Annotated in this window: 10 protein-coding genes; 8 read left to right on the top strand and 2 right to left on the bottom strand. The window is 70.3% G+C overall.

The features are described from left to right. Positions 1-2 precede the first annotated feature (2 nt). The 6 genes from GOAMI_RS15040 (at position 3) to GOAMI_RS15015 (ending at position 7,576) form a co-directional block, all read left to right on the top strand. The gene (locus GOAMI_RS15040; RefSeq protein ID WP_006437396.1) at positions 3-857 is read left to right on the top strand and encodes a TIGR02569 family protein; all 855 of its coding nucleotides are present in this window, start codon (positions 3-5) and stop codon (positions 855-857) included. A 240-nt stretch (positions 858-1,097) separates the two neighbouring features. Beyond that, a complete protein-coding gene (locus tag GOAMI_RS15035) occupies positions 1,098-2,564 on the top strand; it encodes a nitrate/nitrite transporter (protein ID WP_006437395.1) in 1,467 nt (488 codons plus the stop codon). Between the two features lie 50 nt (positions 2,565-2,614). Then, positions 2,615-5,197 carry a nitrite reductase large subunit NirB gene (gene nirB, locus GOAMI_RS15030; RefSeq protein ID WP_006437394.1) on the top strand — a complete coding sequence of 861 codons (2,583 nt, stop codon included), beginning with the start codon at positions 2,615-2,617 and terminating at the stop codon, positions 5,195-5,197. Further along, complete coding sequence (locus GOAMI_RS15025) at positions 5,194-5,622, top strand: nitrite reductase (NAD(P)H) small subunit (protein WP_006437393.1); 429 nt, start codon at positions 5,194-5,196, stop codon at positions 5,620-5,622. Before nirB ends, GOAMI_RS15025 begins: the two co-directional genes overlap by 4 nt. Next, on the top strand, positions 5,619-6,824 hold the full coding sequence (locus GOAMI_RS15020; RefSeq protein ID WP_006437392.1) for a uroporphyrinogen-III synthase: 1,206 nt from the start codon (positions 5,619-5,621) through the stop codon (positions 6,822-6,824). The genes GOAMI_RS15025 and GOAMI_RS15020 overlap by 4 nt, the downstream gene beginning before the upstream one ends. A 20-nt stretch (positions 6,825-6,844) precedes the next feature. Then, on the top strand, positions 6,845-7,576 hold the full coding sequence (locus tag GOAMI_RS15015; protein ID WP_006437391.1) for a sirohydrochlorin chelatase: 732 nt from the start codon (positions 6,845-6,847) through the stop codon (positions 7,574-7,576). Positions 7,577-7,580: 4 nt separating this feature from the next. On the opposite strand, the gene GOAMI_RS15010 is transcribed toward GOAMI_RS15015, so the two are convergent. Continuing rightward, a complete protein-coding gene (locus GOAMI_RS15010; RefSeq protein ID WP_006437390.1) occupies positions 7,581-7,880 on the bottom strand; it encodes an MGMT family protein in 300 nt (99 codons plus the stop codon). A gap of 12 nt (positions 7,881-7,892) precedes the next feature. Next, positions 7,893-8,681 (bottom strand): alpha/beta fold hydrolase, encoded by a 789-nt coding sequence (locus GOAMI_RS15005; protein ID WP_006437389.1) that lies wholly within the window; start codon positions 8,679-8,681, stop codon positions 7,893-7,895. Between the two features lie 99 nt (positions 8,682-8,780). Here GOAMI_RS15005 and GOAMI_RS15000 point away from each other — a divergent pair, with 99 nt between their 5' ends. Both GOAMI_RS15000 and GOAMI_RS14995 read left to right on the top strand, forming a co-directional pair. Next, positions 8,781-12,188: an ATP-dependent helicase gene (locus GOAMI_RS15000; protein ID WP_040004881.1), complete on the top strand. Its 3,408-nt coding sequence runs from the start codon at positions 8,781-8,783 to the stop codon at positions 12,186-12,188. Continuing rightward, entirely contained in the window at positions 12,181-15,591 is a 3,411-nt protein-coding gene (locus GOAMI_RS14995; RefSeq protein ID WP_006437387.1) for an ATP-dependent helicase, read from the top strand. The genes GOAMI_RS15000 and GOAMI_RS14995 overlap by 8 nt, the downstream gene beginning before the upstream one ends. The last annotated feature ends 32 nt before the right edge of the window (positions 15,592-15,623 follow it).

Raw genomic sequence — 15,623 nt, 5'->3', positions numbered from 1 at the left:
TGGTGAATACCGTCGAGCCGCCCGAACATGTGCTGAACACGTTCGGGCTCACCGCGCATCCGCCCGTCGCGATGGGCGACTCCTGGGTCGGTGGCTGGCGCGTCGGTGAGGTCGTGCTGTCGCTGGTGCCCGATCACGCGCGCGCCGCCTGGTCGGCCTCCGTCCGCGAGACGCTGTACGTCGAGGGTATGCGGATCGCACGGCCGTTCCGCGCGACCGACGGGCGCTACGTCGTCTCGGGATGGCGTGCCGACACCTACATCGCCGGGACCCCCGAGCCGCGGCACGACGAGGTCGTCCTCGTCGCCGACCGGTTGCACGAGGCCACCGCCGCACTGGAACGTCCGCGCTTCCTCCTGCAGCCCCCCGCGCCGCCGCACACCGACGTCGACGTCTTCACCGCGGCCGACCGTGCCGCGTGGGAGGACGTCCCGCTGCGGTCGGCGCGGGCCGCGGGGATGGCCGAGCCGACGGCACCCGACGGCGTGCAGAGCGTCGAGATGCTGAGAACCCTTGCGAAGCTTCGCAAGCCGGTCGACCTGCCGTCTCAGGTCGTGCACGGCGACCTGTTCGGCACCGTACTCTTCGCCGGTGCCGCCGCACCCGGCATCACCGACATCGTCCCGTACTGGCGACCGGCCCCCTGGGCGGCCGCGGTCGCGGTGGTCGACGCCCTCGCCTGGGGTGGCGCGGACACCGAACTCGTCCAGCGGTGGTCGGATCAGCCGGAGTGGCCGCAGATGATGCTGCGGGCGACCATGTTCCGGCTGGCGGTCCACGCGCTGCACCCGCGCTCCACCTCCGGCGCACTGCCCGGGTTGCAGCGGGTCGTCGAGCTGGTACGTTTGCTCGTATAACCGCAGCTCACAGCCCTGCGTCGGATCTGTCAGGGTTCTCACACCCCATCTGCGGCGAAGTGAGAACAACGTGACGGTCCGGTCACCTCGCGGAAAATCCCCGCAACACGCTCCCCACATGCTTGGTGTCAGTCGCACGACATCGGTGTCGGCGCCCGATACGACAGCCCGCTGTCGTGTCACAGATGACCGCCCGCACTGCTCGTGCAGTGACCACCAAGCATCGGAAGACGGGGACGCATGGCCTTCGCAGACCTCAGAGCACAGCTCACTCGTGACCACACCATCACCGACTGGGATCCCGAAGATCGGGTCGCCTGGGACAACGGCAACGCCGCGATCGCCAAGCGCAATCTGATCTGGTCGGTGATCTGCGAACACGTTGGCTTCTCCATCTGGTCGCTGTTCTCGGTGCTGGCCCTGTTCATGGGCCCCGAGTACGGCATCAGCATGGATCAGAAGTTCGTCATCGCCGCGACCGCGACCCTCGTCGGGTCGTGCCTGCGCATTCCCTACACCCAGGCGACCGCGAAGTTCGGTGGACGCAACTGGGCGATCTTCTCGGCCGTCGTGCTCCTCATCCCGACGGGCCTGACGATGATGCTGATGATGAACCCGGGCGAGTTCGGGTTCGGCTGGTTCCTGGCGGTCGCGGCCATCACCGGGTTCGGCGGCGGCAACTTCGCCTCCTCGATGACCAACATCAACGCCTTCTACCCGCAGCGTCTCAAGGGCTGGGCGCTCGGACTCAACGCCGGCGGCGGCAACATCGGTGTCCCGGTCGTCCAGGTCATCGGTCTGCTGGTCATCTGGCTCTTCGCCGACCAGCCCGAGATCGTCTGCGCGATCTACCTCGTGGCACTTGCCATCGCAGGTGTGGGCGCCGCGATCTACATGGACAACCTCGACCATCAGACGGCCAGCGGCAAGGCGATGATCGACTGCCTCAAGTACCGCGACACCTGGCTCATCTGCCTGCTCTACGTCGGCACCTTCGGCTCGTTCATCGGTTTCGGTTTCGCGTTCAGCCAGGTCCTCAACATCAGCTTCACCTCGGCCGGCGCTTCCAAGCCCGCCCTCGCGGCGGCCCAGATCGCCTGGATCGGACCGCTTCTGGGGTCGGTCGCACGTCCCTACGGCGGTAAGCTCGCCGACCGCATCGGGGGCGGCAAGGTGACGCTGTATTGCTTCATCGCGATGGCCGCATCGGCGTCGATCCTCGTGATCGCCGGTATGTCGGCCGATGCGAACGGCAAGGTGATCAGCGGAGGTGTCCTCGCGGCCTTCATCACCGGATTCATCTTGTTGTTCCTGCTCTCCGGGATCGCCAACGGTTCGGTGTACAAGATCATCCCGACGATCTGGGAGCACAAGGCGCAGTCGCTGTCGGGTCTGAACGCCTTCGGCAAGACCACCTGGTCGCGCAGCATGTCCGGCGCGCTCATCGGGATCGCCGGTGCGGCCGGCGGCCTCGGCGGTGTCGGCATCAACCTGGTACTGCGGTCCAGCTACAAGTCCAATCAGTCGGCCACACAGGCCTTCTGGGTGTTCCTCACCTTCTACGTGATGGCCGCGGTGGTCACCTGGTGGTTCTACGCACGGCGCCCGATCGTCGTCGGTGAGACCACCGATCTGCCGGTCGCGGACGCCGTGAGCGCCGGCACGGCCACCACCGGCGAGCCGGCCGCCAAGGAAGCGCTGGCCTGAGATCGCGCGCGGCGCAACTCGACCACCAGGCAAGGCACAGGGAGTAGACAATGAGCAGCGAGACCAACACGGGTTGCAGCACCGTCGTCGTGGTGGGTCACGGCATGGTCGGACACCGTTTCGTGCAGGAGATGCGGCAGCGTGACACCGACAACCGGTGGCGCGTCGAGATCGTCTGTGAGGAGACCGAACCGGCCTACGACCGCGTGGGTCTGTCCTCCTACGTCGGCGCATGGCAGCGGGATTCGCTGGCACTGGACGGCAACACCTACGACGGTGACGATCTCGTCGTCACCCATCTGGGTGAGGCCGTCACCGCGATCGACCGGCCGCAACGCCGCGTCGTCACGTCGTCGGGACGCGAGATCGCCTACGACGCACTCGTGCTCGCGACGGGTTCCTACGCCTTCGTACCGCCGGTCCCGGGTCACGACAACCCCAGGTGCTTCGTCTACCGCACGCTCGACGATCTCGACGACATCCGGGCGGCCGCCGACGCGGCCGGCCCGGGGGCCACGGGCGTCGTCGTCGGCGGTGGCCTGCTCGGACTCGAGGCGGCCAACGCGCTCAGGCTGATGGGTCTCAAACCGCATGTGGTCGAGTTCGCGCCGCGGCTCATGCCGATGCAGGTCGACGCCGGCGGCGGGGCGATCCTGGAGAACCTCGTCACCGACCTCGGTCTCGAGGTCCACACCGGGGTCGGCACCTCCGAGATCGCCGACGCCGAGAACGGCGGGCTGCGCGTCACGCTGTCGGACGAGTCGCTGATCGTCGCCTCGCTGGTCGTCTTCTCGGCCGGCGTCCGGCCCCGCGATCAGCTCGCCCGCGACGCCGGCCTCGCGGTCGCCGAGCGCGGCGGTGTGCTCGTCGACACCGATTGCGTCACCGACGACGAGAACATCTTCGCCATCGGCGAGGTCGCCGCGGTCGAGGGGCGCTGCTACGGGCTCGTCGCTCCCGGCTACTCGACCGCCGAAGTCGTCGCGGACCGCCTGCTCGGCGGCTCGTCGACCTTCCCCGGCGCCGACATGTCGACGAAGCTGAAGCTTCTCGGCGTCGACGTCGCGAGCTTCGGCGATGCGTTCGCGACCACCGAGAACGCCCTCGAGATCACCTACCACGACGCGGTGGCGGGCCGCTACGCCAAGATCGTCGTCAGCGACGACGCGAAGACCCTGCTCGGCGGCATCCTGGTCGGCGACGCCTCGGCCTACGCCCTGCTCAAGCCGATGGTGGGCCGGGAGATCCCCGGCGACCCGGCGGCTCTGATCGCGCCGGAGGGCGGCACCGGCGTCGGTATGGACGCGCTGCCCGACGACGCCGAGATCTGCTCCTGCAACGGGGTGTCGAAGGGGGCGATCTGCTCGGCGATCGCCGAGGGGGCCTGCGACATCGCGGCGATCAAGGGCTGCACCTCGGCCGGCACCACCTGCGGCGGTTGCCTGCCGAGCATCAAGCAGTTGCTCTCCGCGTCGGGCGTCGAGCTCAGCAAGTCGCTGTGCGACCACTTCTCCCAGTCTCGCGCCGAGTTGTTCGAGATCGTCGCGGTCACCGGCATCCGGACCTTCTCCGAGCTCATCGACCGCTACGGCACCGGGCAGGGCTGCGAGATCTGCAAGCCGACCGTCGCCTCGATCCTCGCCTCCACGTCGAGCGAGCACATCCTCGACGGCGAACAGGCCGCACTGCAGGACACCAACGACCACTTCCTCGCGAACATGCAGAAGAACGGGTCGTACTCGGTGGTGCCGCGCATGCCGGGAGGTGAGGTCACGCCCGAGCAGCTCATCGTGATCGGCGAGATCGCCCGCGACTACGGCCTGTACACCAAGATCACCGGCGGTCAGCGCATCGATCTGTTCGGCGCCCGCGTCGACCAGCTGCCCGAGATCTGGCGACGCCTCGTCGAGGCCGGGATGGAGTCCGGCCACGCCTACGGCAAGAGCCTGCGCACGGTGAAGAGCTGCGTCGGCTCCACCTGGTGCCGGTACGGCGTCCAGGACTCGGTCGGCATGGCGGTCTTCCTGGAGAAGCGATACCGGGGCCTGCGGTCGCCGCACAAGATCAAGTTCGGGGTCTCGGGATGTGCCCGCGAGTGCGCGGAGGCCCGCGGCAAGGACGTCGGCGTGATCGCCACCGAGCACGGCTGGAACCTCTACGTCGGCGGCAACGGGGGCCAGAGCCCCAAGCATGCGCAGCTGCTGGCCGGCGGAGTGGATGACGACACCCTGGTCGCTTACATTGATCGGTACCTCATGTTCTACATCCGTACCGCCGACCGACTGCAGCGCACAGCCCCGTGGCTGGAGTCTCTGGAGGGCGGTCTGGACCATCTCAAGGCGGTGGTCTGCGACGACAGCCTGGGACTCGCCGCCGAACTGGAGAACGCGATGGCCCGGCACGTCGCCGGATACCAGGACGAATGGGCAGCGGTGCTCGGCGACGAGGACAAGCTGAGGCGGTTCGTGTCGTTCGTGAACGCACCCGACGTGGTCGACCCGACCATCCGGTTCGCGGAGTACGAACGTAAGGTGCCGGTGCTGCTCGACATGCCGCAGGTACGTCCGGGGGCGGATGTGAACACCGGATCGGTCGTGGACGCGGCGCCGGTGAAGGAAGGAGTGCCGACATGACCATCGCACCAGACGAGACCGGACGGAGTTCCTTCGCTGTCGACGGGTCCGGCGCGGTCGAGGGAACCTGGGTGAGGGCCTGTTCGATCGACGACCTGATCGTCGGACGCGGGGTCGCGGTGCTCGGTCCTCGCGGAGAGCAGGCCGCGTTGTTCCGGCTGCTCGCCGCCGAGACCGACCGGGAGGCGGCACCCGGCCGCTCCCGCCTGTACGCGATCGGCAACATCGACCCGTTCGGCCGCGCCGCGGTGCTCTCGCGCGGACTCACCGGTGACCGCGCCGGCGAGCCGACGGTGGCCTCGCCGCTCGGTAAGCAGGTGTTCGCGCTGCGGACCGGTGTCTGCCTGGACGACGAGTCCGTCTCCGTGCCGAGCTACGGAGTACGCGTCGTCGAGCGGACCGTCGAGGTGTTCTTTCCCGCGTGAACGCCATCAATCATCCCGGTGACTCGACCGACAACGACCCGTTGCCCGCCGACCCGTTGCCCGCCGACCCCTTGCCACTGACCGGATTCACCATCGGTATCACCGCCGCCCGCCGGGCCGAGGAGTTCGCCGCGCTGCTGGAACGACGAGGTGCGCGGGTCGTGCAGGCGCCGACCATCCGCATCCTGCCACTGGTCGACGACACCGAACTCGAGCGGGTGACCGAGGAGATCATCGTCTCGCCGCCGCAGATCATGGTCGCAACGACCGGTATCGGGTTCCGGGGCTGGATCGAGGCGGCCGACGGCTGGGGCAGGGCCGAGGACGTGCTGCATTCGCTGTCGCAGAGCCGGTTGATCGCGCGCGGCCCCAAGGCAAAGGGAGCGATCCGCGCCGCGGGACTCCGGGAGGAGTGGTCGCCGGAGAGCGAATCCTCCTCGGAGGTGCTCGATCACCTGCTCGCCGAGGGCGTCGAAGGTGTGCGGATCGCCGTGCAGCTCCACGGCGCGACGAGCGAGTGGGAACCGCTGCCGGACTTCTGCACCGTCCTGCGCGCCGCAGGGGCCGAGGTCGTACCGATCCCGGTCTACCGCTGGAACATGCATCCGGATGTGGCGCGCATCGACAAGATGATCGCCTCGGTGCTGCGCGGCGACCTCGACGCGATCACCTTCACCAGTGCGCCGGCCGCGGCGTCGATCCTGACCCGCGCCAAGGAACTCGGGAAGCTGCAGCAGTTCGTCCACGCGTTGCGTACCGCGGTGCCGGTGATGTGTGTTGGATCGGTGACGGCCAGTCCACTGGAGGCGCTGCAGATCCCGACGACGTATCCGCGCCGGTTCCGGCTCGGTGCGCTCGCGCGCCTGATCACCGACGAACTCCCGCGCCGCACCCACGTGCTGCGTGTCGCCGGACACGACACCGCGATCCGCGGGCAGGCCGTCGTCGTCGACGGCGAACTGAAAGACCTGTCGGCGACGGGCCTGCTGCTCCTGAAACTGCTCGCGCGCAATCCCGGGCGGGTGGTGTCTCGGCAGGAGATGCTCGCTGTGCTGCCCGGCGACAGCTCCGACACCCACGCCGTCGAGGTCGCGGTCGCGCGACTCCGTGCGGCACTGGGGGATTCGAAGATGGTCCAGACCGTCGTGAAACGCGGTTACCGCCTGGCCGTCGACCTCGAGTACGACGCCGAAGACGAATGAACACATCCTGGGGAGAACACATGCGAGACAACCACGTACGGCTCCCGCACGGCGACCGCCTGCGCGACGTCAGTCCGGTGCTGGTCGCCCATGGCACCCGTAATCCGCACGGCGTCAACGTCATCGCCGAGATCGCCGAGGCCGTCAGCGCGCGGATCGGTGTGACCCGCACCGCGTTCGTCGACGTACTCGGACCCACGCCCAGTGAGGTGATCGCCGACCTCGACCGTCCGGCCGTGCTGGTGCCGGCCTTTCTGGCGTCGGGTTACCACGTCCGCAAGGACATCCCCGAACACGTCGCGCTGGCGGGCCGGTCCGACACCGTGGTGACCCGCGCGCTCGGCCCGGACCCGTCGATCGCGGCGGTGGCCCGCCTGCGGCTGGCCGAGGCCGGTTGGGAGCCGGGCGACGCGGTGGTCCTCGCGGCTGCCGGATCGTCGGACTCCAGTGCCTGCGGGCAGGTGTATCTGGCTGCGCGGCAACTGGAATCGCTGATCGGTGGGCGAGTGGAGGTCGGATTCATCGCCACTGCGCAGCCGTCGGTGCCGGAGGCGGTCGCATGTGCGCGCCGCACGGGTCGCCGCGTGGTGATCGCGAGCTACCTGCTCGCGCCGGGACTCTTCCACCAGCGTCTGGAGACCTACGGCGCCGACGCGGTGGCCGCACCTCTCGGCCCCGACCCGCGGATCGTCGACCTCATCGTCACGCGCATGCGTGCGGCGATCAGCCCGTATCGGCGCACCCCGGCCTGACGGGTCAGGGGATCTCCCACCGGCACTCGCGCAACCGGATCCGTCCGTCGTCGATCGGAACGCCCTCCGTGGCAAGTCGTTCCAGCTGACGTGTGGCGAGATGCGGTGCGGGACGACCGCTCGCGGGAACGACCCGGTGCCACGGCAGGTCGGCGGTGTCGGTGCGCATGATCCAGCCGACGATCCGCGCGCTGGACAGTCCGGCCGCGCCGGCGAGGTCGCCGTAGGTGCTCACCTGCCCGACCGGGATGGCCGCGACCAGCGCGCGGACGGTCTCCACCTGCTCCTCGGTGATCGCAGCCATCGGCGCAGGCCCTCAGAGCAGTGAGCGGATCAGGGTCGCGGTCAGTTCCGGTTCGAGGAACGGCACCATGTGCGCGCAGTCGGCGTGGTGCACCGTGACGTCGCCACCGCGTTCGCTCGCGCAGGCCTCCAGGAACGCGGGTCGGACGAACGGCGGCTGCACCTGGTCGGCGACGACGATGTGCGTCGGCACGCCCGGCGGCGGAAGTACTGCGGGCCTGGCCATTTCACTCCACGACGCGGCGGCCGCCGGGGCGCTGACCCGCCAGCCCACCCGGCCGTGCGGGCGGGGGATCAGGTGCTCGGTGAGCTCGGCCTCCATGATGTCGTCGGGAACATCCGCCCAGCCCTCGGACTTCTTGGCAGTGCGCGCGGCGTCGACGTTCGCGTAGTCCCAGTTGTCCAGACTGTCGGTGGCGACCTGGAGCGCGAACTCGGGGTCGAGGCCCTGCGCGGGATCGAGGAGGACGAGCCCCTTGACCGCATCGGGTCGGCGATTCGCCAGGTGCAGGGCGAGCGCACCGCCGAACGAGTGACCCGCGACGACGATCGGACGACCGTCGGGGACGTGTTCGTCGAGGACCGCCGACAGTGCACGTACGTGGTGCTCGATGCTCCACGGCGGACGCCACGGTGAGCGACCGTGGCCGATGAGATCGGGTGCGACGATGCGGACGCCACCCAGGTGCCGGGCCAGGGGCTCCCACCGGCGACCGTGACCGGTGAGCCCGTGGATCGCGAGAACCGTCGCGGTGCTCTCCGCCGAGCCGCCGCCGAAGACATACGTGTTGAGAGCTGTCACCCGTCCATCCTGCCGTATGCGCGGGGCCGGAGCCCGACCCACCCGCGTGACACCTCGGGGCCGACGGGGGCGTCGGTGGCACATGATTCGATGGAGCCCATGAGTCGGAAACCGGGCACCACGGCGCCACGCAGCGCCCTGCGCGCACGACTCGTCGCGGCTCCCGAGGCGGCGGACCGTCCCCGGACGTGGCCGGCGGTGATCGCGCAGGTCATCGACCCAGGCGCGAGCAATCCGGGCAGCGCGGAACAGCAGGCCTGGCGGCCGATCCGGGTCCACGGCGGACCCGGCAGCGGCAAGACGGCACTGATCGTCGACGCCGCCGTCGCGCGCCTGCTCGACCCCGCGACAGATCCGGAATCGGTGCTCGTCCTGGCGTCGAGTCGTCGTGCGGCGGTTGCGCTGCGTGAGGAGATCACCCGGCGCGTGCTCTCGGCCAACGCGGCCGGGCGGCGCGTGCTGGGCGGTGCGCTCCGCGAACCCCTCGTCCGCACCGTGCACTCCTATGCCTTCGCGATCCTGCGCCTGCAGGCGAGCGCGCACGGCAACCCGCCCCCGCGGCTCATCACCGGCTCGGAGCAGGACGTCGTGCTGCGTGAGCTGCTCGCCGGCGACATCGAGGACGGGGCGGAGTACTGGCCCGCGCATCTACGGCCGGCCCTGGGAACGGACGGTTTCGCGCAGGCCCTGCGTGACCTGATGATGCGGGCCGCCGAACGCGGCGTCGGACCGGAGGAACTCGCGGCGCTTGGCCGTGAACACAAACGCCCCGAGTGGACCGCCGCGGCCCGCGCCTACGCCCAGTACGAGCAGAACATGCTGCTGCGCGGCGCAGTCGGACTCGAGACCCCCGGTGCATCGGCGCCAGCCGTCGACGCGGCCGAGCTGATCGGTTCGGCGTTGTCGGCCTTCGCCACCGACCCGGAACTGCTGAGCGGTGAACGCCGCCGCATCCGCCACCTTCTCGTCGACGATGCGCAGCATCTGGATCCCCAGGCAGCACAGCTGATCCGGCTGGTCGGCACCGGCACCACCTCGACGATCATCGCGGCCGACACCGATCAGTCGGTCTTCGGTTTCCGCGGAGCCAGTCCGCGTTTCGCCGACGAGCTCGCCGACCCGGGCTCCGACCGTGACATCGTCCTCGAACACGACTTCCGCTCCCACCCCGACCTCGCTCGCCTGGGGCGTGCGATCGCCGCGCGGCTTCCCGGTGCGCGCCCCCACGCGTACCCGGAGCCGGTTCGGGCCGAGGGTGATGCCGACGTGCCGCGCGACGTCGCCGCGGTACGCGTCTACGGTTCGACGGCCAAGGAGGCCACCGCGATCGCCGATCTGCTCCGGCGGGCGCATCTGTTCGACGGCGTCCCGTGGTCGCAGATGGCGGTGATCGTGCGGTCGGTGTCGCTGGCGTTGCCGCCGCTCCGACGCGCGTTCCGGTCGGCCGGTGTCCCGGTCACGACACCGGCGAGCGATCTGCCGCTGCACCGGCAGCGCGCGGTGATCGCGCTGATGCTGGTGCTGCGGGTGGTGGCCGCCCGGCGCGAGGACCCGACGGCACGTGGTGAGGCGATCCCGGAGTTCGAGCTGTTCACCACCGAGGACACCCTGGCACTGCTGTCGGGTCCGGTCGGTGCCGCCGACCCCGGCGCGATGCGGCGTCTGCGGCGCGGCATCCGACGCCTCGACGAGAAGAGCGACCCGACGGCACAACCGGAGTCGCTGACCTCGCTCACCCGCGCCCTCCTCGACCCCGAACTCGGCGCACGGTACCGGCGCGCCCTCACCGAGACCGAGGCCGCCCCACTGGCACGAGTGCTCGACGTCGTGGCGGCCGGACAGCGGGCCCACGATGCCGGCCGTGGCGTCGAGGAGACGCTGTGGGCCGCATGGCAGGCCACCGGTCTGGAGCGGCGCTGGGCGGCGTCGGCGGTCCGCGGCGGTCCGGCCGGGGAGCAGGCCGACCGCGACCTCGACGCGGTGATGGCGATGTTCGAGGCGGCCGCCAACTTCGCCGACACGCTGCCCGCCGCCGGACCGGCCGGGTTCGTCCACTACCTCTCTCAGCTGCAGATCCCGCGCGACAGCCGAACCGCCACAGCGGCAACCGAATCGGTGACCGTACTGTCCACGCACGCCGCGGTGGGCCGGGAGTGGGAGGTCGTCGCGGTGGCCGGTGTCCAGGACGGTCTGTGGCCGTCGCTGCGCAGCCGGGGCGGCGTGCTCTCCACCGGCGCGCTGGTCGACATCCTCGACGGTATGGACGCCGGCGCGGTCGACACCGTCGCCCGTGGCGCCACGGCCCTGGCCGACGAGCGGCGGCTGTTCCTGGTCGCGTGCACGCGTGCGCGCAGCAGGCTGCTGGTGACGGCCGTGGAGGACGGCAGCGGCGACGCCTCGCCGTCTCGCTTTCTCACCGAACTGGCCGACCTCGTGGACGATCCCGACGAGGAGGCGCCGCAGGCCGAACTCCAGCTCGACCCGGGCGTCGACCGCGTGCTGTCGCTGCCGTCGCTGGTCGCCACGCTGCGGTCGGTGGTGATGGCCGGTGCGCACGAACCCGAACCGGATGAGCGGACGCGCGCGGCCGCCCGCCTGCTCGCCGTGCTCGCCGACTCCGACATCCCGGGTGCCCATCCGCGCGACTGGTTCGGGCTCGCCGCACCCAGCACCGACGCGCCGCTGTGGACACCGGACAACGGACCAGTCGTGCTGTCGCCGTCGAATGTCGAAGCGCTGAACCGCTGTTCGTTGCGCTGGGTGCTGGAACGCAACGGCGGCCGAGACGGCGACGGGACACCGGCGCTCACCGGCAGCCTGGTGCACACGCTGGTGCAGGCCGTCGCGGGACAGCTGGATCCGGCCGAGGTGACCGCGGCGCTACGCGGGATCTGGGACCGGGTCGACACGGGTGCGGGCTGGTATTCGGCGCGGGAACTCGAGCGTGCCGAGAACATGCTCGGCCATTTCCGCGACTGGCTGCGGATCTCGCGGGCCGACCTCGACGAGGTGGGCGTCGAATTGCCCGTCGACGCGACCATTCCCGGTGGTCCCACCGGCGAACCCGGCGAGGAGGACGCCCCCGACGTGCGGCTGCGCGGCCGGGTCGACCGCCTCGAGACCGATTCGGCCGGCCGCCCGGTGGTGGTCGACGTCAAGACGTCGAAGACCCCGATCACCAAGGCCGACGCCGACGAACACGCCCAGATGGCCGCCTACCAGGTCGCGCTGGCCCACGGGGGAGTGCCGCAGTTCGGCGATGTCGCACCCGGCGGGGCGCGTCTGGTGTACGTGTCCACCGCGAACCGTAATTCCGGTGCGGCCGAACGCGTTCAGTCACCGCTGACGCCGGAGCTGCTCGACGAGTGGATCGGCGTCGTGCGCCGGGCCGCTCGGGCCAGCATCGGCCCGACCTTCACCGCGACGCCCAACCCGGGCTGCGTGCACTGCAACCTCTCGACCAGCTGCCCCGCGAAGATCCCCGGAAAGGCGGTGACCGATGACTAGCGGAACCCAGACCGGTGGACTCGCGACCGGCCGGGCGATGATCGGCGCGAAGTCGCTGGCTGCGGCGCTCGGCCTCCCGGACCCGACCCCGGAACAGGTCGCGGTGATCGAGGCGCCGGTCGAACCGATGCTCGTCGTCGCCGGTGCCGGTGCGGGCAAGACCGAGACGATGGCGTCGCGCGTGGTGTGGCTCGTCGCCAACCAGGTGGTGGCGCCCGACGAGATCCTGGGACTCACATTCACCCGCAAGGCCGCCAGTGAACTCGGTGCGCGCATCCGCCGCCGGCTGTCGATGCTGTCGGGTGCACCGGCATTGCGGACCTGGGACCCGGACGGCTCGCTGGCCGCGCGCCTGCGCGGTGCGGACCCGGAGGTCAGCACCTATCACGCGTACGCCGGCCGGCTGATCGCCGACTACGGCCTGCTCCTGCCCGTCGAACCGTCGTCGACGCTGCTCACCGAGACCGAACTCTGGCAGCTCGCGTTCTCGCTCGTGTCGTCGTGGCCGGGGGAACTGAACACCAAGAAGGTTCCGGCCTCCGTCACCGAATCCGTCCTCAAGCTGTACGGCGAGATGTCCGAACATCTCGTCGACATCGACGATCTCGCCGAGGCGGGCTCGAAGCTGTACGAGCTCATCGACACCCTGCCGAAGGGGCCGAAGCAACGCGACAAGCCGACGCAGGCGCTGCTGAAGGTCCAGGAGGTGATCGACGAACGGCGCGAACTGATCCCGATGGTCATCGCCCTCGGCGAGACGATGCGGGTTCAGTCCGCACTGGACTTCGGCAGCCAGATGTCGCTCGCCGCACGGCTCGTCGTGTCCAATCCGGAGGTCGTGGCCGCTGAGCGCACGGCGTTCCGGGCGGTCCTCCTCGACGAGTACCAGGACACCGGGCACTCGCAGCGCGTGCTGCTCTCGACCCTGTTCGGCGGCCACGATCCGTCGCGCGATGCCGTCGCCGTCACCGCGGTCGGCGATCCGATCCAGTCGATCTACGGGTGGCGCGGCGCCTCCGCGGCGAATCTGCCGCGGTTCGCCCGGGACTTCCCGCGCCCCGACGGCACGCCCGCCGAGCGCCGCGAACTCCTCACCAGCTGGCGCAATGCCGCCCAGGGCCTTCGCCTGGCCAACCAGATCTCCGAGGAACTCCGCCGCCGCGGCATCCCGGTCTCCATCCTGCGGCCCCGGCCCGACGCCCCGCGCGGCACCGCGACCCTCGCTCTCACCGAGACGGTCATCGACGAACGGAACTGGATCGCCGACGAGATCGAGACGCGCTACCGGGCGGCCGAGACCGCCGGCGAGGCACCGCCGACCACGGCGATCCTGGTGCGGCGCAACGAGGATTCCGCACCGCTGGCCGCCGAGCTGGAGAGCCGCGGCATCCCCACCGAGGTCGTCGGCATCGGCGGACTGCTGCACGTCCCGGAGATCCAGGACATCGTCGCGACCCTGCGCGTGATGGCCGACCCGATGGCCGGCACCGCGGTGATGCGGCTCCTCACCGGTGCCCGCTGGCGGTTGGGGGCCAAAGACCTTGCGGCACTCTGGCGCCGGGCCACGACCCTGGCCGCCGAGAGTTACGCCGAAGCGGGTGGGGTCGTCACCAGCCGGGAAGAGCTCGACGCCGCGCTCGACGCGGTGCTGCCCACCGAGATCGTCGACCGGGCCGGGATCGCCGACGCCGTGATCGATCCCGGTGACCCCGGCGACTACAGCCCCGAGGGATACGCCCGCATCCGGGCGTTCGGCGCCCAACTGGAATCACTTCGGCGCCGCATCGGACAGCCACTGCCCGAACTCGTCGCCGACGTGGAGAACACCATCGGCGTCGGCGTGGAAGCACAGATCCGCGCACGGCGCATGCGCGGTGCGATCACCGGCCGCGAACATCTCGACGCGTTCGCCGACTACGTGAGTCACTACGCCGACCGTCCCGGCGCCAATCTGCCTGGGCTGCTGGCGTTCCTCGACGCCGCCGAGTCCATCGAGAAAGGCCTCGAACCGGGCCGGATCGAGGTTGCCGAACAGCGCGTGCAGATCCTCACCGTGCACGCGGCCAAGGGTCTGGAGTGGGATGTCGTGGCCGTCCCCCACCTGGCGAGGGGCATCTTCCCCAGTGCCAAGGCCGACACCACCTGGCTCGGCAGCGCGCGCGAACTCCCCGCCGACCTGCGCGGTGACCTCGCGATCCCCGCCGAGTCGGCCGACGGTGCGCCCGAGGGCTTTCCGCTGCTGAAGATCGACACGGTCGGCGACCGCAAACAGCTCGAGGACGCCCTGTCCGATCACAAGGCGGCGATCGGCGAACGACGCCTCGAGGAAGACCGGCGCCTGCTCTACGTCGCCCTCACCCGTGCCCGGCACGATCTGCTGATCTCGGCCCACCACTGGTCGGAGACCGGTGACAAGCCGCGCGGCGGTTCGGATTTCTTCGACGAGCTGATGGTTGCCGTCGACGAGGCGGTCACCGACCCGGCCGTCGACTCCACCGGTCTGTCCATCGCGGTCCGCACGCCGCCGCCCGCAGAGGACGCGACCAACCCGCTCGCCGAACGCGTTGTCGCGCAGCCCTGGCCGCGCGACCCGCTCGCCGGGCGCCGCGATGCGGTGCAGGCGGCCGCCGACCTCGTCCTGGCGGCCATCGCGGACCGCGAGGCGCCCGCGCTGTTCGAGACCCCCGCCACCTCGGCCGATCCGGAGACCCTGCCGATGCCACCGGATCCGGAGGACGAGGTCGCGGCCTGGGAGGCCGAGGTGGCGGCACTTCTGGCCGAACATCATCAGGCCAACCAGGCGCTCGTCGAGGTGACGTTGCCGACGCACCTCTCGGTCAGTCAGCTCGTCGAACTGGACGCCGACGAGGCCGAGTTCGCCCGTCGGCTCCGGCGTCCGACTCCCTTCCGGCCCAACCCGATGGCACGGCGCGGCACCGCATTCCACGCCTGGGTGGAACGCTGGTTCGGCGCCACCCGGCTGCTCGACATCGACGAACTGCCCGGTGCCGCCGACGCAACAGCGAGTCCCGACGCCGACCTCGACGCCCTTCGTGACGCATTCCTCGCCTCGCGCTGGGCCAATCGCAGCCCCACCGACGTGGAGGTGCCGTTCGAGACGGTGATCGGCGGCATCGTCGTGCGCGGCCGGATCGACGCGGTCTTCGCCGAGAAGGACGGCTCGTGGACGGTCGTGGACTGGAAGACCGGCGTCGTACCCGAACCGGCGAGACGGGAGTCGCTGTTCATCCAGCTGGCCGCGTATCGGATCGCCTGGGCGCAGCTCGCCGGTGTCCCGGTGGAGAAGGTGCACGCGGCGTTCCACTACGTGCGTGACGGACACACCCTGGAGGCCGACGACCTGCCCGACGAGGCAACCATCGCCGCCAAGCTCGCCAAATGAGCTATCGCGCCCCTCCGTGGGTTACATTTCAG

Origin of the sequence: Gordonia amicalis NBRC 100051 = JCM 11271 (assembly GCF_000332995.1) — a bacterium.
GTDB classification, from domain to species: domain Bacteria; phylum Actinomycetota; class Actinomycetes; order Mycobacteriales; family Mycobacteriaceae; genus Gordonia; species Gordonia amicalis.
This window is presented reverse-complemented; position numbering and strand designations above follow the sequence as displayed.